The sequence below is a fragment of the Streptomyces sp. Y1 genome, assembly GCF_041053115.1.
Classification (GTDB): Bacteria; Actinomycetota; Actinomycetes; order Streptomycetales; family Streptomycetaceae; genus Kitasatospora; species Kitasatospora rubellomurina.
The window spans coordinates 5,747,164-5,766,605 of sequence record NZ_CP163445.1; the positions used below are offsets into that span (position 1 = coordinate 5,747,164).

General features: G+C 72.5%; 17 protein-coding genes. 16 read left to right on the forward strand and 1 reads right to left on the reverse strand.

Annotation, left to right across the window (positions count from 1 at the left end; genetic code table 11):
• Window positions 1-545: 545 nt before the first annotated feature.
• A complete protein-coding gene (locus AB2U05_RS24990; RefSeq protein WP_369184304.1) occupies window positions 546-1,133 on the reverse strand; it encodes a hypothetical protein in 588 nt (195 codons plus the stop codon).
• Between the two features lie 118 nt (window positions 1,134-1,251).
• On the opposite strand from AB2U05_RS24990, the gene hisI reads away from it, so the two are divergent.
• The 16 genes from hisI to AB2U05_RS25070 all read left to right on the forward strand — a co-directional run bounded on the left by hisI (window position 1,252) and on the right by AB2U05_RS25070 (window position 19,245).
• Window positions 1,252-1,623 carry a phosphoribosyl-AMP cyclohydrolase gene (hisI, locus tag AB2U05_RS24995; protein WP_369184305.1) on the forward strand — a complete coding sequence of 124 codons (372 nt, stop codon included), beginning with the start codon at window positions 1,252-1,254 and terminating at the stop codon, window positions 1,621-1,623.
• Between the two features lie 52 nt (window positions 1,624-1,675).
• A complete protein-coding gene (locus AB2U05_RS25000) occupies window positions 1,676-3,199 on the forward strand; it encodes an anthranilate synthase component I (RefSeq protein ID WP_045702048.1) in 1,524 nt (507 codons plus the stop codon).
• A 54-nt stretch (window positions 3,200-3,253) separates the two neighbouring features.
• Window positions 3,254-3,724, forward strand: a complete 471-nt coding sequence (locus tag AB2U05_RS25005) for a Uma2 family endonuclease (RefSeq protein WP_052707633.1) — start codon at window positions 3,254-3,256, stop codon at window positions 3,722-3,724.
• Window positions 3,725-3,750: 26 nt separating this feature from the next.
• Entirely contained in the window at window positions 3,751-4,335 is a 585-nt protein-coding gene (locus tag AB2U05_RS25010; protein WP_045710019.1) for a TIGR02234 family membrane protein, read from the forward strand.
• A gap of 134 nt (window positions 4,336-4,469) precedes the next feature.
• Window positions 4,470-4,730: an HGxxPAAW family protein gene (locus AB2U05_RS25015; RefSeq protein WP_045702053.1), complete on the forward strand. Its 261-nt coding sequence runs from the start codon at window positions 4,470-4,472 to the stop codon at window positions 4,728-4,730.
• Between the two features lie 110 nt (window positions 4,731-4,840).
• The gene (locus AB2U05_RS25020; protein ID WP_045702055.1) at window positions 4,841-5,281 is read left to right on the forward strand and encodes a DUF2752 domain-containing protein; all 441 of its coding nucleotides are present in this window, start codon (window positions 4,841-4,843) and stop codon (window positions 5,279-5,281) included.
• A 306-nt stretch (window positions 5,282-5,587) separates the two neighbouring features.
• Window positions 5,588-6,394 (forward strand): indole-3-glycerol phosphate synthase TrpC, encoded by an 807-nt coding sequence (gene trpC, locus AB2U05_RS25025; RefSeq protein ID WP_045702057.1) that lies wholly within the window; start codon window positions 5,588-5,590, stop codon window positions 6,392-6,394.
• Window positions 6,395-6,403: 9 nt separating this feature from the next.
• Window positions 6,404-6,553, forward strand: coding sequence for a tryptophan biosynthesis modulator TrpM (gene trpM, locus AB2U05_RS25030; protein WP_167352964.1), 150 nt, complete (start codon window positions 6,404-6,406; stop codon window positions 6,551-6,553).
• A gap of 59 nt (window positions 6,554-6,612) precedes the next feature.
• Complete coding sequence (trpB, locus tag AB2U05_RS25035; protein WP_045702059.1) at window positions 6,613-7,863, forward strand: tryptophan synthase subunit beta; 1,251 nt, start codon at window positions 6,613-6,615, stop codon at window positions 7,861-7,863.
• Between the two features lie 2 nt (window positions 7,864-7,865).
• On the forward strand, window positions 7,866-8,675 hold the full coding sequence (trpA, locus tag AB2U05_RS25040) for a tryptophan synthase subunit alpha (protein WP_369184306.1): 810 nt from the start codon (window positions 7,866-7,868) through the stop codon (window positions 8,673-8,675).
• A gap of 586 nt (window positions 8,676-9,261) precedes the next feature.
• Entirely contained in the window at window positions 9,262-9,798 is a 537-nt protein-coding gene (locus tag AB2U05_RS25045; RefSeq protein ID WP_045702065.1) for a MauE/DoxX family redox-associated membrane protein, read from the forward strand.
• A gap of 72 nt (window positions 9,799-9,870) precedes the next feature.
• Window positions 9,871-10,734, forward strand: a complete 864-nt coding sequence (locus AB2U05_RS25050) for a thioredoxin domain-containing protein (protein ID WP_045702068.1) — start codon at window positions 9,871-9,873, stop codon at window positions 10,732-10,734.
• A gap of 130 nt (window positions 10,735-10,864) precedes the next feature.
• Window positions 10,865-11,887 carry a prolipoprotein diacylglyceryl transferase gene (lgt, locus tag AB2U05_RS25055; protein ID WP_369184307.1) on the forward strand — a complete coding sequence of 341 codons (1,023 nt, stop codon included), beginning with the start codon at window positions 10,865-10,867 and terminating at the stop codon, window positions 11,885-11,887.
• 164 nt (window positions 11,888-12,051) lie between these two features.
• The gene (locus AB2U05_RS25060; protein WP_045702102.1) at window positions 12,052-12,774 is read left to right on the forward strand and encodes a VIT1/CCC1 transporter family protein; all 723 of its coding nucleotides are present in this window, start codon (window positions 12,052-12,054) and stop codon (window positions 12,772-12,774) included.
• Between the two features lie 431 nt (window positions 12,775-13,205).
• Window positions 13,206-17,792: a glutamate synthase large subunit gene (gene gltB / locus AB2U05_RS25065; RefSeq protein WP_369185992.1), complete on the forward strand. Its 4,587-nt coding sequence runs from the start codon at window positions 13,206-13,208 to the stop codon at window positions 17,790-17,792.
• On the forward strand, window positions 17,785-19,245 hold the full coding sequence (locus tag AB2U05_RS25070; RefSeq protein ID WP_045702074.1) for a glutamate synthase subunit beta: 1,461 nt from the start codon (window positions 17,785-17,787) through the stop codon (window positions 19,243-19,245). Before gltB ends, AB2U05_RS25070 begins: the two co-directional genes overlap by 8 nt.
• Window positions 19,246-19,442 lie beyond the last annotated feature (197 nt).

Genomic DNA, 19,442 nt, shown 5'->3' on the forward strand with positions numbered 1-19,442 from the left:
GGAGGCCGGGCGGAATCTAGGTCTTTTCTTGTGTTTTTCCTTGGGGTTGCCCCTTGGTGCGCCAAGGGGCAACCCCAAGGCTTTCGCCTATCCGTTCTTCGTTCATGATTCGCTGCCCTTCCTTGCGCAAGGAAGGGCAGCGCCTTCCCCTTAACTGGTCCCCCTCGTGGCCGGCCGCCCCGCCGTCGAGGCGGGGCGGCCGGCGGGGTCCAGGGGTTGAGCTGTTTTTAGCCTGATGCTTTTGTTTCGGTGCCCCTCGGCTCGCCGAGGGGCACCGAAATTTTCTACTCCATATCACCAGCTCTTGATTCACTCCTTTCTGGCCGCCTTGGGGGCTGGGTGGGGAGTGGCTGGCGTGGCTACGCTGGGCTGTTCCATAGGGGCGCCTCCCGGCTTGCCGGGAGGCGCCCCTATGGATTGAAATTCCATTTTCTGTTTATGATGCGTTGCCCCTCCTTGTCTGGGGAGGGGCGACGCATCATTGTTTCTCTTTTATTTTGAATTTCTCATTGCTTTTGCGTGTGAGGAGGTGCAGGGCGTCGGGACTACGGCCGGAGGGGCCCCGTGAGTTTGGGGCCGCCGCGTTTGTCGCTGGCGGTGAGGGTGCAGGTGTAGTCGCGCCAGCCCTGTTGGTAGTTGGCTTGGGCGGGGCCGAACTGGCGCTCGTAGTAGGAGTGGCCGTCGGTTTGGCGGGCCTTGGCGGTGGCCTCGGCGGCCTTGCAGCCCTCGCGCATGGCGAGGGCGATGGGGATCTCGCCGGTGAGGCCGTCCGGGAGTTTGAGGTCGGCGATGGCCTCGCCGTCGTGGTCGCCGGCGCAGGGGCGTTCCTCGGCGCGGGTGATCACCGGGCTGAGTTGGGGGTGGTCGAAGCAGGTGCCGACCGGGAAGAAGGCGTACGGGGGTTGCGGCTTGGTGGGGGTGGGCGTCGGGGGCGGCGTGGGGGTGGGGGTGGGGGTGGGGGTGACGACCGGCGGGGGTGGGGCGGCGGCGGGCTTCTTGTCGTCCTGCGGCCACAGCAGCACGGTGGCCACCACCGCGAGCAGGGCGGCGAGGACGGCCGCGACGGTGAGGACCAGGCCCCGGGACGGGCGCGAGCCGGCGGGCGGCTGCGGCGGCTGCTGCTCGGTGGTCATGGCCACGAGGATGGCCCAACCGGGCCCCGCCCGGCAGGCGGTTGACGGAAATCGCCCCACCGCGGCCGCTCCCCGGACGCCCCGACGACGGCCGGGACCGGGCTGACACAATGGCGTCATGAGCACCACACCAGCCGTCCCCGGCAGCACCGCCCTGGACCCCGAGATCGCCGCCCGCCTCAAGCGCACCGAGGACGGCCTGCTCCCCGCCATCGCCCAGCAGTTCGACACCGGCGAGGTGCTGATGCTCGGCTGGATGGACGACGAGGCCCTGCACCGCACCCTCACCACCGGCCGCTGCACCTACTGGAGCCGCAGCCGCCGCGAGTACTGGGTGAAGGGCGACACCTCCGGCCACGCCCAGGCCGTCAAGTCGGTGGCGCTGGACTGCGACGGCGACACCCTGCTGGTGAAGGTCGACCAGACCGGCGCGGCCTGCCACACCGGCGACCGCACCTGCTTCGACGCCGACGTGCTTCCGCTTTCCTGACAGCCAACAGTCAACAGCCCGACTCACAGAACTCCAGAAGGTGCCGCCCAGCATGGATCTCGAAGCCTTCCGCAAGCTCGCCGTCGACACCCGGGTCATCCCGGTCACCCGCAGGCTCCTCGCGGACGGCCTCACCCCGATCGGCCTCTACCGCAGCCTGGCCGCCGAGCGGCCCGGCACCTTCCTGCTGGAGTCCGCCGAGCAGGGCCGCAGCTGGTCCCGCTACTCCTTCGTCGGCGTCCGCAGCGCCGCGACGCTCACCGTCGACCCGGACGGCGGTGCCCGCTGGCTCGGCGCCCCGCCGGTCGGCATCCCCACCGAGGGCGACCCGCTGGAGGTGCTGCGCGCCGCCCTGGACGCCCTGCACACCCCGCGCCAGGTCGACGACGGCCTGCCCCCGCTCACCGGCGGCCTGGTCGGCTACCTCGGCTACGACGTCGTCCGCCGCCTGGAGAAGCTGCCCGACCTCAACCCGGACGACCTGCGGCTGCCCGAGCTGACCATGCTCCTCGCCACCGACCTGGCCGTCCTGGACCACGCGGACGGCACCGTCCTGCTGATCGCCAACGCCGTCAACCACAACGACCTGGCGACCGGCATCGAGGAGGCGCACGCCGACGCCGTCGCCCGCCTGGACGCCATGGAGGCCGACCTCTTCAAGCCGGTCGACCCGGGCCTGGCCACCTTCACCCCGGTCGGCCCCGGCGAGGTGCGCTCGCCGTTCGGCGGCGAGCCGTACCGCGCCGCCGTCGAGGAGATCAAGGAGCGGATCCGGGCCGGCGAGGCCTTCCAGGTCGTCCCCTCGCAGCGCTTCGAGGCGCCCTGCCCGGCCTCCGCGCTGGACGTCTACCGGGTGCTGCGCACCACCAACCCCAGCCCGTACATGTACCTGTTCCGCTTCCCCGGCCCGGACGGCGGCGCCGAGGGCGGCTTCGACGTGGTCGGCTCCAGCCCGGAGGCGCTGGTCAAGGTCACCGACGGCGAGGCGATGGTGCACCCGATCGCCGGCACCCGGCACCGCGGCGCCACCCCGCACGAGGACGCGGCGCTGGCCGCCGAGCTGCTCGCCGACCCCAAGGAGCGCGCCGAGCACCTGATGCTGGTCGACCTCGGCCGCAACGACCTGGGCCGGGTCTGCGAGCCGGGCAGCGTCGAGGTGGTCGACTTCATGCAGATCGAGCGCTACAGCCACGTGATGCACATCGTCTCGACGGTGACCGGCAAGGTCGCCCCCGGGCGGACGGCCTTCGACGTGCTCACCGCCTGCTTCCCGGCCGGCACCCTCTCCGGCGCGCCCAAGCCCCGGGCGATGCGGATCATCGAGGAGCTGGAGCCCACCCGCCGCGGCCTGTACGGCGGCTGCGTCGGCTACCTGGACTTCGCCGGGGACTCGGACACCGCGATCGCGATCCGCACCGCCGTGCTGCGCGACGGCACCGCGTACGTGCAGGCCGGCGCGGGCGTCGTCGCCGACTCCGACCCGCATGGCGAGGACACCGAGTGCCGCAACAAGGCGGCCGCCGTGCTGCGCGCCGTCGCCACCGCCAATACGCTGCGGACGCCGGAACTGTCCTAGCCGGAGCAGCCGGAGCAGTCGAAGCAGTCGGAGCAGTCGGAGGAGGCGGCCGGGATGTCGCAGGTGCCGCACGACGAGCTGCGCTGGGCGTTCGTGCTCGGCGCGGCCGTCCAGATCAGGGACGAACTGGCGGGCCACGGCCTGGTGCTGTCCAGGGTGCTGATCGACTTCCCGGCCGAGCCCGGCCCGCTCGCCCCCGACCTGGCGGTGCTCGCCCCGGCCGCCGTCCGCGACGACCGGGGCCGCTACCGGGCCGGCGACGTCGAGGCGGCGCTGGAGCTGGCCCGCCCGGGCCTGGCCGAGGCCGGACGGGCGTACGCGCGCGCCGGCGTGCCGCTGTACGTGGTGGTCGACCCGGCGGCCGCCGCCTGCACCGTCCACACCGCGCCGGCCCCGACCGGGGTGTACCGGGAGGCCGAGCGGGTGCCGTACGGCAACGACCTGTTCCTGCCGCTCGGCGAGCGGACGCTGGTGCTGCGCAGCGACGACTTCCCGGTCGCGTCGCCCACCCCGGGTTCGGGCTGACGCGTGGGCCGGGGGATAGTGGACGGGTGACCGACCAGAGCCCCGCCCCCGCCGCCCCCGACCGCCGCACGCTCGGCGTGATGCTGCTGCTGACCGTGCTGAGCGCCGTCCTGGTGCTGACCGCGGTCGGCCGGGTCTGGGCCGAGGGCCGGGCCGGGAACCTCGAAGTGTCCGTCACCGGCAGCACCATCTCCGAACTGCCCGGCGGGCTGGCCCTGGTGGGCCTGGCCGCGGCCGTCGCCGTGTTCGCGGTGCGCGGCGCCGGACGGCTCGCGGTCGGCGCGCTCACCCTGCTGGCCGGCCTCGGCGCGGCCGCCGCCTCGGCCGCCGGCGCCGGCGACACCGCCGCCCTGGACACCGAGGCCGGCCGCAAGCTGGCCCTGGCCGGCTCCGCCGCCTCCGAGGTCTCGCACAGCGCCTGGCCGTGGGTCGCGCTGGCCGGCGGGCTGCTGCTCGCCCTCGCCGGGCTGTTCACGCTGCGCTACGGCCGCGGCTGGCCGGCCATGGGCACCCGCTACGACGCGCCCACCCGCAAGGGCCCGGCGAAGGCCGACACGCCCGCTGACCTGTGGAAGGCCCTCGACCGGGGCGAGGACCCGACCGCGGGCTGAGCCACCGCCGTGTGACGCGATAGACCCGCCACCCGCTTTGGGCCGCCGGTGTGTGGCCCGGCACAATGGATCCCGTCAACCCGCCGGCGGCCCCGCAGGCCCGGCCGGGCCCCGAGAGCCAAGGAGCACCACCGATGTCAGCAGCAGCACACGGCCACACCCCTGCCGCCTGGACCGGCGTCGTCATCGCCTTCATCGGCTTCGGCGTCGCGGGCGTCGCGATGATCCTCCCGTCGCCGCTGCTGGTCTGGGCCGGCATGGCGGTCGTCCTGGTCGGCGGCATCGTGGGCAAGGCCATGGCGATGGCCGGCATGGGCAAGCAGCCCAGCCCCCACGTGTACAAGTCGGTCGAGGAGCAGACCAAGGCCCGCGAGGCGGCCATCGCCGCTGCCTGACGGCCCGGCCGGTACGACCTCGTACCGCCGCACTTTCGCACTGCTGAACGGCGGGCGCGCCGCGCCCGCCGTTTCGTTCCGTCCGGACCCGGCGCGGGCACAATCGGGGCGTGAACGCCGCCCCCACCGCCTCCGTCCCGCCGCGCGTGCTGCGCCGGCTGGGCCCGCCGCTGGCCGCGCTGGCGGCGGTGGCCGGTCCCGCCGCGTACGTCGCGGCGGTGGACCCGAACGCCCCCGGGCACTATCCGGACTGCCCCTTCCTGGCCGCGACCGGCTGGTGGTGCCCCGGCTGCGGCGGCCTGCGCTGCGTGCACGCGCTGGCCCACGGGGACCTCACCTCCGCCCTGCACGACAACGCCGTGGCCGTCCTGCTGCTCGGCGTGCTGGCGGTGCTCTGGCTGCGCTGGGCCTGGGCGGCGCTGACCGGCGGCGCTCCGCCGGGGGTTTCGGTGGGGGCGCGGCGGTGGGCGCTGATCGGGCTGCTGGTGCTGGTGTTCGCGGTGGTGCGGAACCTGCCGGTGGGCGCCGGGCTGGCCCCGCCGCTGGTCTGATCACCCCCTGATCCCACCCGCGATCCCAGCCCCGATCCCCGCCCTGATCGCACCCGATCCGGCCCCCGTTCGGCCCGGTCGCCTCGTCCGCTTGCTGCGAGTCCACTTGTTGCCAGCACGCCCCGATTCCGGTGGAAATTCGGTGAAGCCGCAGCTGGGGGCGGTCCGGACCGGCGTCCGTCCAGCGAGACGCGCGCCGGGTGGATGCCCCTCGCGCCCCCCGGTGCCGATACCATCGAAGAGCCGGCGGGCCCATGCCCGCGTCGGCTCCCGCTCGCGAACTGTGCAGAATATGGGGGCTCCCGAGTGAGTGTGCTCGACTCGATCATCGAAGGGGTCCGGGAGGACCTCGCCGAGCGGCAGTCCCGGGTCTCCCTGGACCAGCTCAAGGAGCTGGCCGCCAAGGCCCCGGACGCCAAGGACGGCGTCGCCGCGCTCAAGGGCGACGGTGTCCGGGTGATCTGCGAGGTGAAGCGGTCCAGCCCCTCCAAGGGCGCGCTCGCCGCGATCGCCGACCCGGCCTCCCTGGCCCGTGACTACGCGGCCGGCGGCGCCGCCGCGATCAGCGTGCTGACCGAGCAGCGCCGCTTCGGCGGTTCGCTCGCCGACCTGGACGCGGTGCGCGCCGCGGTCGACACCCCGGTGCTGCGCAAGGACTTCATCGTCACCGCCTACCAGCTGTGGGAGGCCCGCGCGCACGGCGCCGACCTCGCGCTGCTGATCGTCGCGGGCCTCGACCAGCCGGCCCTGGTGTCGCTGATCGAGCGCGCCGAGTCGATCGGCCTCACCCCGCTGGTGGAGGTGCACGACGAGGAGGAGATCAAGCGCGCGGTGGACGCCGGCGCGAGGATCATCGGCGTCAACGCCCGCAACCTCAAGACCCTCGAAGTGGACCGCAACACCTTCGGCAACGTCGTCGACGCCATCCCGGCCGGCATCGTCAAGGTCGCCGAGTCCGGCGTGCGCGGCCCGCTCGACGTGATCAACTACGCCAACCTGGGCGCCGACGCCGTCCTGGTCGGCGAGACCCTGGTGACCGGCAAGGACCCGCGCGCCGCGGTCGCCGACCTGGTCGCGGCCGGCGCCCACCCGGCCGTCCGGCACAAGGACTGACGCGCACCGATGAAGATCGCCACCCGACTCGCCCCCGGCTGCCGCCCGCGCGGCTGCCGCGCGCCCGCACGCCGGGTGCTGGGGCGTCGGGTGCGGTACGTCATCGGCTGCGAGCCCGGGCAGGTGCCGGGGCGGCGATGGCGCGGGACGCACGGCTGATCCACCGGATCGGCCGATCAGACGTCACCGTCGTCCATCTCCCACCAAGGGGAACCACCATGTCCGAGAAGGACTACCTGCCCGGCGCCCAGGTGCCGGACGCCCGCGGCTACTTCGGCGCGTACGGCGGCCGCTTCATCCCGGAGGCGCTGGTCGCCGCCGTGGAACAGGTCGCCGAGGAGTACGAGAAGGCCAAGACCGACCCGGCCTTCCTCGCCGAGCTCGACGGGCTGCTCAAGGACTACACCGGCCGCCCGAGCCCGCTGACCGACGTCCACCGCTTCTCCGCCGAGGCGGGCGGCGCGCGCATCCTGCTCAAGCGCGAGGACCTCAACCACACCGGCTCGCACAAGATCAACAATGTGCTGGGCCAGGCGCTGCTCACCAAGCGGATGGGCAAGACCCGGATCATCGCCGAGACCGGCGCCGGCCAGCACGGCGTGGCCACCGCCACCGCCTGCGCCCTGTTCGGCTTCGACTGCACCATCTACATGGGCGAGGTCGACACCCAGCGCCAGGCGCTCAACGTCGCCCGGATGCGGATGCTCGGCGCCGAGGTGGTGGCCGTCAAGTCCGGCAGCCGGACCCTGAAGGACGCCATCAACGAGGCGTTCCGGGACTGGGTCGCCAACGTCGACTCCACCCACTACCTGTTCGGGACGGTCGCCGGGCCGCACCCCTTCCCGATGATGGTCCGCGACTTCCACCGGGTCATCGGCGTCGAGGCCCGCCAGCAGGTCCTCGACCGCACCGGCCGGCTGCCCGACGCGGTGGTCGCGTGCGTCGGCGGCGGGTCGAACGCGATGGGCATCTTCCACGAGTTCATCCCGGACGCCGGCGTGCGGCTGATCGGCTGCGAGGCCGCCGGCGAGGGCGCCGACACCCCCAAGCACGCCGCCACCCTCACCAAGGGCGACCCGGGCGTGCTGCACGGCTCCCGGACGTACGTCCTGCAGGACGAGGACGGGCAGACCATCGAGTCGCACTCCATCTCGGCCGGCCTGGACTACCCGGGCGTCGGGCCGGAGCACGCCTGGCTGAAGGACACCGGGCGGGCCGAGTACCGGCCGGTGACGGACGACGCCGCGATGCAGGCGCTGCGGCTGCTGTCCCGCACCGAGGGCATCATCCCGGCCATCGAGAGCGCCCACGCGCTCGCCGGGGCCCTGGAGCTGGGCCGCGAGCTCGGGCCGGAGGCCACCATCCTGGTGTCGCTGTCCGGGCGCGGCGACAAGGACATGCACACCGCGGCCGAGTACTTCGGCCTGTACGACGAGCCGGCCGGCGACGCGGCCGAGGGGGGTAAGTGACCATGGCTTCGAAGCTCACCGAGGCCTTGGCGGCCGCCAAGGCCGAGGACCGCGCCGCGCTCATCGGCTACCTGCCGGCCGGCTTCCCGACCGTCGACGGCGGCATCCGGGCGATCAACGCGCTGCTCGACGGCGGCTGCGACGTCGTCGAGGTCGGCCTGCCGCACTCCGACCCGGTCCTCGACGGCGCCGTCATCCAGACCGCCGACGACATCGCGCTGCGCGGCGGCGTGCGGATCAAGGACGTGCTGCGCACCGTCCAGGAGGTCGCCGCGGCGCACCCCTCGGCGGCGGTGCTGGTGATGACGTACTGGAACCCGGTCGAGCGCTACGGCGTGGCGCGCTTCGCCGCGGACCTGGCCGCGGCCGGCGGCGCCGGCTGCATCCTGCCGGACCTGCCGGTCGAGGAGTCCGGCGAGTGGCGCAAGGCGGCGGGCGAGCACGGGCTGGACACCGTGTTCGTGGTCGCCCCCAGCAGCAAGGACGCGCGGCTGGCCGAGGTCACCGCGGCCGGCAGCGGCTTCGTGTACGCGGCCGCGGTGATGGGGGTGACCGGTACGCGCTCGGCGGTCGGCTCGCTGGCCGAGGACCTGGTCGCCCGCACCCGGGCCACGACCGACCTGCCGGTCTGCGTCGGGCTCGGGGTCTCCAACGCCGAGCAGGCCGCGGAGGTCGCGCGGTTCGCGGACGGGGTGATCGTCGGCTCCGCGTTCGTGAAGCGGATCCTGGAGGCGGGCTCGGACGAGGAGGCGGCGCTGGCCGCGGTCCGCGAGCTCGCCGGTGACCTCGCCGCGGGGGTTCGCCGGGGCTGAGACGTTCCGCCTGACGGCCCGCCGCTCCTCGGGAGCGGCGGGCCGTCACCTTTTCCGGGGGCGGTCGTCAAGGCGGGAGCGGGCCCCGAACGGGTGAAGAGGGGTGGCGACACGCATCAGCTGGGGTTGACCGGCGTTGAGTGGAGGGACGAGTGCACGAACGACGTGCACGGGTCGGCCGAGCGAGCGAAGGGGTGAGCCGGTGCCTGGTCTCCATCGGGGTGTACTGCTGCGGGCGGCCGCTGCCGCGCTGGCGCTCGGCGCCGCGGTCGGGGCGCACACCGAGGTCGGGCACGCGTTGGCCAGGCGGGGGGCGGAACGGGCCGAGCGGGATGCCGTCGCGTGTGCGCACGCGGCGCGCTGGGACGCGGCGGAGCGGGCCGCGCACCCCGGGCGCGAGGGGCGGCCGGAGGTGGCGGATCCGGGGCGGGTACCGGGCTGCCGGTAGCGTACGGGCGTTCGGAGGATTCGGACGGATCGTCATGTAACGTCACTCGTCCGGCTTAATTCCGGAAAACGGAGGAACCGCCCTTCATCCCTTACGGTTCAGCAAGGAGTGAACGAGTTTCCCAAGGGGGGTTCCCTGATGGCCGGCCCGGCAGCGAAGCCCGGCGATCCCACGCAGCCCGGTGACTCCGCGCCAGGGCCGGCGGCCCGGCGGTCCGCCCCGGTCCGGACCGAGTGGCTCGGCCTCGCCGTACGGCTCGGCCTCGCGGTGGTGTGGGGGTGGGCCGGGCTGGCGAAGATCGCCGACCCGGCGGAGGCGGCCCAGGCCGTCCGGGCGTTCGAGATCCTGCCCGAGAGCCTGGTCAAGCCGGTCGGCTACGGCCTGCCGTTCCTGGAGCTGGCGCTCGCCCTGCTGCTGGTGACCGGGCTCGGCGTCCGCCTGGTCGCCGGGGTCTCGGCGCTGCTGCTGCTCACCTTCATCGCGGGGATCGCCTCCGCCTGGGCGCGCGGCATCTCGATCGACTGCGGCTGCTTCGGCGGCGGCGGGCACGTCGACGAGTCGCAGACCAAGTACCTGCAGGAGATCCTGCGCGACACCGGCTTCCTGCTGCTGGCGGGCTGGCTGCTGTGGCGGCCCCGCACGAAGTTCTCGGCGGACGGATGGCTGGCGAGCTGACCGGTCCCGTCCCCCGTCCGTCCCACCCGCCCCTCCCGACGAAGGCCCTCCCCGACCGTGGATGTCAAGGCAATGAGCGACAAGAACCGAGATGGCAAGCGCACCGCCCGTGAGCGGATGCTGGAGCAGCGGGCGGCCGACGAGGCCGCGTCCAAGCGCAGGAAGAAGCTGATCGTCGGCGGCGCCGTGCTCGCCGTGATCGCCGCCGCCGTCGTCACCGGCGTCGTGGTGCAGAACCAGCGCTCCAAGCCGGAGACCCCGACCGCGGCCCCGGCCGGGACGATCGGCGACAAGAACCTCGTCATCCCGGTCGGCGCCGCCAACGCACCGTCGGTCCTCACCGTGTACGAGGACCCGCGCTGCCCGGCCTGCGGCATCTTCGAGCGCGAGTTCGCGGCGACGATCGACCAGCTGGAGGACGCCGGGAAGATCTACACCAACGCGCACATCGTCTCGTTCATCGACCGGGCCGTGCCGGGGAAGGGCTCGAAGAACGGCGCCAACGCGCTGGCCTGCGCGCAGGACGCCGGGCACTTCCGCGACTTCCACGACGTGCTGTACCGCAACCAGCCGGACGAGACCAGCGACGCCTTCGGCGACAAGGCGGTGCTGCTGAACCTGGCCAAGCAGGTCAACGGGCTGGACACGCCGGAGTTCCAGGCGTGCGTCAACGACAACAAGTTCGGCGGGTGGGTGTCCGCGGTGCAGCAGGACTTCGACAAGTCCAGCTACAAGTCCACCCCGACCGTGCTGCTCAACGGGCAGCCGATCTACCCCAAGAACGGCAACGACGAGATCTCCCCGGCGAACCTGGTGAAGTGGGTGGACGCCGCGAACCAGGGCAAGCAGCTGGGGACGGCGGGCTCGCACGGGCAGAGCCCGGCGCCGACCAGCACCGCTTCGGAGGCCAACAACCCGTCGCCGAGCGCCGGCTGAGCAACCCGGCCCACCGCCGCCCCCTCCCCGTCCGGAGGGGGCGGCGGCGCGTTCCGGACAGTCTTGTTCGATTTCTGTGACCCGGGGGGTACCCGGCGGGGCCACGGAACCCTGTAGCGTCGGAACCGCCATGGATATCGCCTACATTCCCAGCCCGTCGCGGGGCGTCCTCTACCTCGGACCGATCCCGCTGCGCGCCTACGCCTTCTGCATCATCCTCGGTGTCGTCGTCGCCGTCTGGCTCGGCAGCAAGCGCTGGGTCGCCCGGGGCGGTGCCAAGCACACCGTCGGGGACATCGCCGTCTGGGCCGTGCCGTTCGGCCTCGTCGGCGGCCGGCTCTACCACGTGATCACCGACGGCGGCCGGCTGTACTTCGCCGAGGGGAAGAACCCCTGGGACGCCCTCAAGATCTGGGAGGGCGGCCTCGGCATCTGGGGCGCGATCGCGCTCGGCGCGGTCGGCGCCTGGATCGGCGCCCGCCGCCGGGGCGTCCCGCTGCCCGCCTACGCCGACGCCATCGCGCCGGGCATCGCGCTCGCGCAGGCGCTCGGCCGCTGGGGCAACTACTTCAACCAGGAGCTGTACGGGCGGCCGACCACCCTGCCGTGGGGCCTGGAGATCGACAAGACGCTGCCGAACGGCGAGGTCGTCAAGGGCGTGTACCACCCGACCTTCCTGTACGAGTCGATCTGGTGCGTCGGCGTGGCGCTGCTGGTGATCTGGGCGGACCGGCGCTGGAAGCTGGGCCACGGCCGGGCGTTCGCGCTGTACGTGGCCGCGTACACGGTCGGCCGGTTCTGGACGGAGTGGCTGCGGATCGACGAGGCGCACGTCTACTTCGGCCTGCGGCTGAACGACTGGACCTCGATCGCGGTGTTCCTGGGCGCGGTCGCGTACTTCGTGATCGTCGGCAGGACGCGGCCCGGTCGGGAGGACCCGGCGAGCATCGACCCGGCGGCGCACGAGGAGGCCGAGGCCGAGGCCGGCGGGAAGGGCGAGGCCGAGGGCAAGGCCGAGAAGAAGGCCGAGAAGCCGGGCGAGGAGAAGGCGGAGAAGAAGGCCGCCGAAAAGAATTCGTCTCGACCGGTGGACGCGAAGGCCGCCACGGCCGTCGAAGCGAAGACCGGCAAGGACGTCAAGGACCCGATCTGACCTGGGGTTTCCCCGCGTACTGAGGCCACCCTCCGCAAGCACGGCGAAGGGTGGCCTCACCGCTGTTCGGACAGCCTTACTTTGCTGGAAATGCCCAGGTCAGACGGCTACGTTCGAGGCGGACGAACGAAAGACGGAGGGGAACGACCGTGAGCGCGACCACCCTGGAACCCGAGGCCGGGCAGCACCCCCGGATACCCGCCGCCGACCACCACCGGGACGTGAACGGCGGCTGGCTGCGGCCGGCCGTGTTCGGCGCCGTGGACGGGCTGGTGTCCAACTTCGCGCTGATGACCGGCGTGGTCGGCGGGGCGGCCTCGAACGGCACCGTGATCCTCACCGGCCTGGCCGGGCTGGCCGCCGGCGCCTGCTCGATGGCGGCGGGGGAGTACACCTCGGTGGCCTCGCAGCGGGAGCTGGTGCAGGCCGAGATCGAGGCCGAGCGGCTGGAGCTGCGCCGCAACCCGCAGGGCGAGCTGGCCGAGCTGGCGCAGGTGTACGTCGAGCGGGGCGTCGACCCGGACCTGGCGCACGAGGTGGCGCGGCAGCTGTCCCGCGACCCGGAGCTGGCGCTGGAGGTGCACGCCCGCGAGGAACTGGGCATCGACCCGCACGACCTGCCCTCGCCGCTGGTCGCCGCCGGCTCCTCGTTCCTGTGCTTCGCGCTCGGCGCGCTGCTGCCGCTGCTGCCGTACCTGCTCGGTGCGAGCTCGCTGCTGCCGGCCCTGGCGCTGGCCGCGCTCGGCCTGTTCGGCTGCGGTGCGGTGGTGGCCCGGGTGACGGCGCGCAGCTGGTGGTTCAGCGGGACCCGGCAGCTGGTGCTCGGCGGGGCCGCGGCCGGGGTGACGTACCTGCTGGGGTGGCTGATCGGCGGGCACGTGGGGTGACCGCGGAATGACCCGGATCACTGCATGACTATGCCGGGCAGTGCGTGACGTTTCACACACGGACGTCGCGTGCTGCCCGGCTTCGTCTCATCATCCGGGCTCCGGAGCCGCGGATTCGCATCCGGGGGAGGGGGTGTCGGGATGGATTCGCAGGCGTCCATGATCGGCATGTGTGGCGATCCGGTTTCGCCCCTGTTTCAGGCCGTGGAGCGTTGGGCACAATCGTCGGGACGCGCACTGTGGCGCGCCCTTTCTTCCCAGCCCCCTGACCTGCGCGTCCGTCCGCCATGTGGACGGGATATTCCGCTTCTCGGGATCCTGGGCATCATGTAACTTGCACCGCACGCTTCACCGCATCAGGGCCAACGTCGTCCCTCCTTGCACCAACTTGCCGAAAGACGACGACGGGAGAGCCGATGCTGTCTGCATCCATGCACTCCGCCAACGAGCCCCAGGCCGGCGCCGCGCGCCAGCCGTACGCGCTCGTGCCGGATGCGCGACCTGCTGCTCAGGGCCTGTACGACCCGCGAAACGAGCACGACGCCTGTGGCGTCGGCTTCGTCGCCACGCTGACCGGCACCGCCGACCACACCGTCGTCGATCAGGCGCTGACCGTGCTGCGCAACCTGGAGCACCGCGGCGCCACCGGCGCCGAGCCGGACTCCGGCGACGGCGCCGGCATCCTCACCCAGATCCCCGACGCCTTCCTGCGCGGCGAGGCCGGCTTCGACCTCCCGGCGGCGGGCTCGTACGCGGTGGGCATCGCCTTCCTGCCGGACGAGGACGCGGCCGACGCGGCCGCCGTGGCGCGGATCGAGGCCATCGCGGCGGAGGAGGGGCTGACGGTCCTGGGCTGGCGCGACGTGCCGGTCGCCCCCGACCTGCTCGGTGCCACCGCGCGCAGCGTGATGCCGCGCTTCCGGCAGCTCTTCCTGAGCAAGGAGGGACTGGCGGGCATCGCGCTGGACCGTGTCTCCTTCGTGGTCCGCAAGCGCGCCGAGCGCGAGGCCGGCGTGTACTTCCCCTCGCTGTCCGCGCGGACCCTCGTCTACAAGGGCATGCTCACCACCGGCCAGCTGGAGCCCTTCTTCCCCGACCTGTCGGACCGCCGCTACGCGTCCGCCATCGGCCTGGTGCACTCGCGGTTCTCCACCAACACCTTCCCGAGCTGGCCGCTCGCCCACCCGTACCGCTTCGTCGCGCACAACGGCGAGATCAACACGGTCAAGGGCAACCGGAACTGGATGCGCGCCCGGGAGTCGCAGCTCGCCACCGACCTGATCCCCGGCGACCTGAGCCGGATCTTCCCGATCTGTACGCCGGACCACTCGGACTCCGCCTCCTTCGACGAGGTCCTGGAGCTGCTCCACCTCGGCGGCCGCTCGCTGCCGCACTCGGTGCTGATGATGATCCCGGAGGCGTGGGAGAACCACGCCACCATGGACCCGGCCCGCCGCGCCTTCTACCGCTACCACTCCAACCTGATGGAGCCCTGGGACGGCCCGGCCTGCGTCACCTTCACCGACGGCACCCAGATCGGCGCCGTGCTCGACCGCAACGGCCTGCGCCCGGCCCGCTACTGGATCACCGAGGACGGCCTCGTCGTCCTGTCCTCCGAGGTCGGCGTGCTCGACATCGACCAGGAGAAGGTCGCCAAGAAGGGCCGGCTGCAGCCCGGCCGGATGTTCCTCGTCGACACCGCCCAGGGCCGCATCGTCGAGGACGAGGAGATCAAGTCCGCCCTCGCCGCCGAGCACCCCTACGAGGAGTGGGTCGCCGCCGGGCAGATCCAGCTCGCCAAGCTCCCCGAGCGCGAGCACATCGCCCACACCCACGCCTCCGTCACCCGCCGCCAGCAGACCTTCGGCTACACCGAGGAGGAACTGCGCGTCATCCTCGCGCCGATGGCCCGCACCGGCGCCGAGGCCCTGGGCTCGATGGGCACCGACTCGCCGATCGCCGCGCTCAGCGAGAAGCCCCGCCTGCTGTTCGACTACTTCGTGCAGCTCTTCGCGCAGGTCACCAACCCGCCGCTGGACGCCATCCGCGAGGAGCTCGTCACCTCGCTGCTGTCCAACCTCGGCCCCGAGGGCAACCTGCTCGCCGCCGAGGCCGCCGCCTGCCGCTCGGTCGGCATCACCTTCCCGGTGATCGACAACGACGAGCTGGCCAAGCTCGTCCACATCAACGCGGACGGCGACCAGCCCGGCCTCAAGGCCGTCACCCTCTCCGGCCTGTACAAGGTCGCCAGCGGTGGCGAGGGCCTGGCCTCGCGGCTCGCGCAGATCGCCGCCGAGGCGGACGCCGCCATCGCGGACGGCGCGCGGATCATCGTGCTCTCCGACCGGCACTCCGACGCCGAGCACGCCCCGATCCCCTCCCTGCTGCTCACCTCCGCCGTCCACCACCACCTGATCCGCACCAAGCAGCGCACCCAGGTGTCGCTGCTGGTCGAGGCCGGCGACGTCCGCGAGGTGCACCACGTCGCGCTGCTGATCGGCTACGGCGCCGGCGCGGTCAACCCGTACCTGGCGATGGAGACCGTCGAGGACCTGGTCGCCCAGGGCGTCTTCATCCAGGGCGTGGAGCCCGAGAAGGCCATCAAGAACCTGATCAAGGCGCTCGGCAAGGGCGTGCTCAAGGTCATGTCCAAGATGGGCATCTCGACCGTCGCCTCCTACCGCGGCGCCCAGGTCTTCGAGGCGATCGGCCTCGCGCAGGAGCTGGTCGACGGCTACTTCGCCGGGACCACCACCAAGCTCGGCGGCATCGGGCTGGACGAGATCGCCCGCGAGACCGCCGCCCGGCACGCCAAGGCGTACCCGGCCTCCGGGATCCCCGCCGCGCACCGCGCGCTGGAGATCGGCGGCGAGTACCAGTGGCGCCGCGAGGGCGAGCCGCACCTGTTCGACCCGGACACCGTCTTCCGGCTGCAGCACTCCACCCGCAACCGCCGGTACGACATCTTCAAGCAGTACACGGACCGGGTGAACGAGCAGTCCCAGCGGCTGATGACGCTGCGCGGCCTGTTCCAGCTCGACGCGCTCGGCCGCGAGCCGATCCCCGTCGAGGAGGTCGAGCCGGTCTCCGAGATCGTCAAGCGCTTCTCGACCGGCGCCATGTCGTACGGCTCCATCTCCATGGAGGCGCACGAGACCCTCGCCATAGCGATGAACCGCCTCGGCGGCAAGTCCAACACCGGTGAGGGCGGCGAGGACCCGGAGCGCCTGTACGACCCGGCGCGCCGCTCGGCGATCAAGCAGGTCGCCTCCGGCCGCTTCGGCGTCACCTCCGAGTACCTGGTCAACGCCGACGACATCCAGATCAAGATGGCCCAGGGCGCCAAGCCCGGCGAGGGCGGCCAGCTGCCCGGCCACAAGGTCTACCCGTGGGTCGCCCGGACCCGGCACTCCACCCCGGGCGTCGGCCTGATCTCCCCGCCGCCGCACCACGACATCTACTCGATCGAGGACCTGGCGCAGCTGATCCACGACCTCAAGAACGCCAACCCGGCCGCCCGCATCCACGTGAAGCTGGTGTCCGAGGTCGGCGTGGGCACGGTCGCCGCGGGCGTCTCGAAGGCGCACGCGGACGTGGTCCTCGTGTCGGGCCACGACGGCGGCACCGGCGCCTCGCCGCTCACCTCGCTGAAGCACGCCGGCGGGCCGTGGGAGCTGGGGCTCGCCGAGACCCAGCAGACGCTGCTGCTCAACGGGCTGCGCGACCGCATCGTCGTCCAGACCGACGGGCAGCTGAAGACCGGGCGGGACGTGGTGATCGCCGCGCTGCTCGGCGCCGAGGAGTTCGGCTTCGCGACCGCGCCGCTGGTCGTCTCCGGCTGCATCATGATGCGCGTCTGCCACCTGGACACCTGCCCGGTCGGCGTCGCCACCCAGAACCCGGTGCTGCGCGAGCGCTTCACCGGCAAGCCCGAATTCGTCGTCAACTTCTTCGAGTTCATCGCCGAGGAGGTCCGCGAGATCCTGGCCTCGCTGGGCTTCCGCTCGATCGAGGAAGCGGTCGGCCACGCCGAGCACATCGACGCCCGGGCCGCGATCGACCACTGGAAGGCCGCCGGGCTCGACCTGGCCCCGCTCTTCCACGTGCCGGAGCTGCCCGAGGGCGCCGCCCGGCACCGCACCACGGCCCAGGACCACGCGCTCGACAAGGCCCTGGACAACCAGCTGATCGAACTGGCCGAGGACGCGCTGGAGCGCGGCGAGTCGGTGCGGGTGCAGCTGCCGATCCGCAACGTCAACCGCACGGTCGGCACCATGCTCGGCCACGAGGTGACCAAGCGGTACCGCGGCGAGGGCCTGCCGGAGGGGACCATCGACGTCACCTTCACCGGCTCCGCCGGGCAGTCCTTCGGCGCGTTCCTGCCCCGCGGCATCACCCTGCGGCTGGAGGGCGACGCCAACGACTACGTCGGCAAGGGCCTCTCCGGCGGCGTCGTGATCGTGCGCCCGGCCCGCGAGGCCGCCGCCATCGGCAACGACGCGCAGAACCACGTCATCGCGGGCAACACCATCGGCTACGGCGCCACCGGCGGCCGGATCCACCTGCGCGGCAAGGCCGGCGAGCGCTTCGCCGTCCGCAACTCCGGCGCGACCCTGGTCGTCGAAGGCGTGGGCGACCACGGCCTGGAGTACATGACCGGCGGCCGGGTCGTCGTCCTCGGCGAGACCGGGCGCAACCTCGCGGCCGGCATGTCCGGCGGCATCGCGTACGTCCTGGACCTGCGCCCCGCCAACGTCAACGACGGCATGGTGGGCATCGAGGCCCCCACCGCCGACGACCGCGAATGGCTGCGCGAGACCGTCCAGCAGCACTACGAGGAGACCGGCTCCAGCGTGGCCGCCGAACTCCTCGCCGACTGGGGCAGCGGCGTCTCCCGCTTCTCCAAGATCATGCCGACCGACTACAAGGCCGTGCTCGCCGCCAAGGACGCCGCCGAGCGTGACGGCCTCTCCGAGGCCGAGACCACCCGCAAGATGATGGAGGCGGCTAATGGCTGACCCCAAGGGCTTCCTGACCACGCCCAAGCAGCTGGCGGAGCGCCGCCCCGTCGACGTCCGGATCAAGGACTGGAACGAGGTCTACGTCGAGCGCAGCCTCCTGCCGATCATCACCAAGCAGGCCGGCCGCTGCATGGACTGCGGCATCCCGTTCTGCCACAACGGCTGCCCCCTCGGGAACCTCATCCCCGAGTGGAACGACCTCGCCTACCGGGACGACTTCGCCGGCGCCATCGAGCGCCTGCACGCCACCAACAACTTCCCGGAGTTCACCGGCCGGCTGTGCCCGGCCCCGTGCGAGTCCGCGTGCGTCCTCGGCATCAACCAGGACGCGGTGACCATCAAGAACGTCGAGGTCACCATCATCGACAAGGCCTGGGACCGCGGCGGGGTCACCCCGCAGGTCCCGGAGCGGCTGTCCGGCAAGACCGTCGCGGTGGTCGGCTCCGGCCCCGCCGGCCTGGCCGCCGCCCAGCAGCTCACCCGGGCCGGGCACACCGTCGTCGTCTACGAGCGCGCCGACCGGGTCGGCGGGCTGCTGCGCTACGGCATCCCCGAGTTCAAGATGGAGAAGCGGCACATCAACCGCCGCATCGAGCAGATGCGCGCCGAGGGCACCCGCTTCCGCACCGGCGTCCACGTCGGCGAGGACATCACCGGGCAGCAGCTGCGCGAGCGCTTCGACGCCGTCGTCGTCGCCGCCGGCGCCACCACCGCCCGCGACCTGCCGGTGCCCGGCCGCGAGCTCAAGGGCGTCCACCAGGCCATGGAGTACCTGCCGCTGGCCAACAAGGTGCAGGAGGGCGACTTCGTCGAGTCCCCGATCAGCGCCAAGGGCAAGCACGTGGTCGTGATCGGCGGCGGGGACACCGGCGCCGACTGCGTCGGCACCGCCCACCGGCAGGGGGCGGCCTCCGTCACCCAGCTGGAGATCATGCCGCGGCCCGGCGAGGACCGCCCCGGGCACCAGCCCTGGCCCACCATGCCGATGACCTACAAGGTCACCTCCGCGCACGAGGAGGGCGGCGAGCGGGTCTACTCCGTCAACACCACCCGGTTCGTGGGCGACGAGGACGGCAACGTCCAGGAACTGCACCTCGTCGAGGTCGAGTTCAAGGACGGCCGGTTCGAGGCCGTGCCCGGCACCGAACGGGCCATCCCCGCCCAGCTGGTCACCCTGGCCATGGGCTTCACCGGGACGGACGTGAAGAACGGCCTCGTCGAGCAGCTGGGAGTGGACCTCGACGCGCGCGGTAACATTGGCCGCGACGGCCGGTTCGCCACCAATGTCGATGGCGTGTACGTCTGCGGAGACGCCGGCCGCGGCCAGTCGCTGATCGTCTGGGCCATCGCGGAAGGCCGCTCGGCCGCCGCTGCGGTGGACAGGTACCTCGGTGGCAAGACCCCGCTTCCCGCCCCGATCCGCCCCACCGACCGACCCCTGGTGGTCTGACCGGACCGGACGAGACGACCGGCCGCACCCCCGAACCCCCGGCGCCGCATCGCCGGGAGCTCAACCCGCTGCCCCCGTCAGCGTCGCCGGGCCAACGCGGTCTCCTGGCGCCTGCCCTCTTCCCCGACCAGTTGGAGGGCGGGCGCCGTCGCGTTTCCGGCCAGTTTCGGCCGGGCCAACTCACAGGGAAATCTCAG

Excerpts from the sequence above, each read along its gene's own strand:
- AB2U05_RS25015 (WP_045702053.1), top strand. The coding sequence starts at position 4,470 with ATGTCAGCAGCAGCACACGGCCACACCCCTGCCGCCTGGACCGGCGTC.
- AB2U05_RS25000 (WP_045702048.1), top strand. The coding sequence starts at position 1,676 with ATGGATCTCGAAGCCTTCCGCAAGCTCGCCGTCGACACCCGGGTCATC.
- AB2U05_RS25045 (WP_045702065.1), top strand. The coding sequence starts at position 9,262 with ATGGCCGGCCCGGCAGCGAAGCCCGGCGATCCCACGCAGCCCGGTGAC.
- AB2U05_RS25050 (WP_045702068.1), top strand. The coding sequence starts at position 9,871 with ATGAGCGACAAGAACCGAGATGGCAAGCGCACCGCCCGTGAGCGGATG.
- trpM (WP_167352964.1), top strand. The coding sequence starts at position 6,404 with ATGAAGATCGCCACCCGACTCGCCCCCGGCTGCCGCCCGCGCGGCTGC.
- trpA (WP_369184306.1), top strand. The coding sequence starts at position 7,866 with ATGGCTTCGAAGCTCACCGAGGCCTTGGCGGCCGCCAAGGCCGAGGAC.
- hisI (WP_369184305.1), top strand. The coding sequence starts at position 1,252 with ATGAGCACCACACCAGCCGTCCCCGGCAGCACCGCCCTGGACCCCGAG.
- gltB (WP_369185992.1), top strand. The coding sequence starts at position 13,206 with ATGCACTCCGCCAACGAGCCCCAGGCCGGCGCCGCGCGCCAGCCGTAC.
- lgt (WP_369184307.1), top strand. The coding sequence starts at position 10,865 with ATGGATATCGCCTACATTCCCAGCCCGTCGCGGGGCGTCCTCTACCTC.
- AB2U05_RS25070 (WP_045702074.1), top strand. The coding sequence starts at position 17,785 with ATGGCTGACCCCAAGGGCTTCCTGACCACGCCCAAGCAGCTGGCGGAG.
- trpB (WP_045702059.1), top strand. The coding sequence starts at position 6,613 with ATGTCCGAGAAGGACTACCTGCCCGGCGCCCAGGTGCCGGACGCCCGC.
- AB2U05_RS25005 (WP_052707633.1), top strand. The coding sequence starts at position 3,254 with ATGTCGCAGGTGCCGCACGACGAGCTGCGCTGGGCGTTCGTGCTCGGC.
- AB2U05_RS24990 (WP_369184304.1), bottom strand. The coding sequence starts at position 1,133 with ATGACCACCGAGCAGCAGCCGCCGCAGCCGCCCGCCGGCTCGCGCCCG.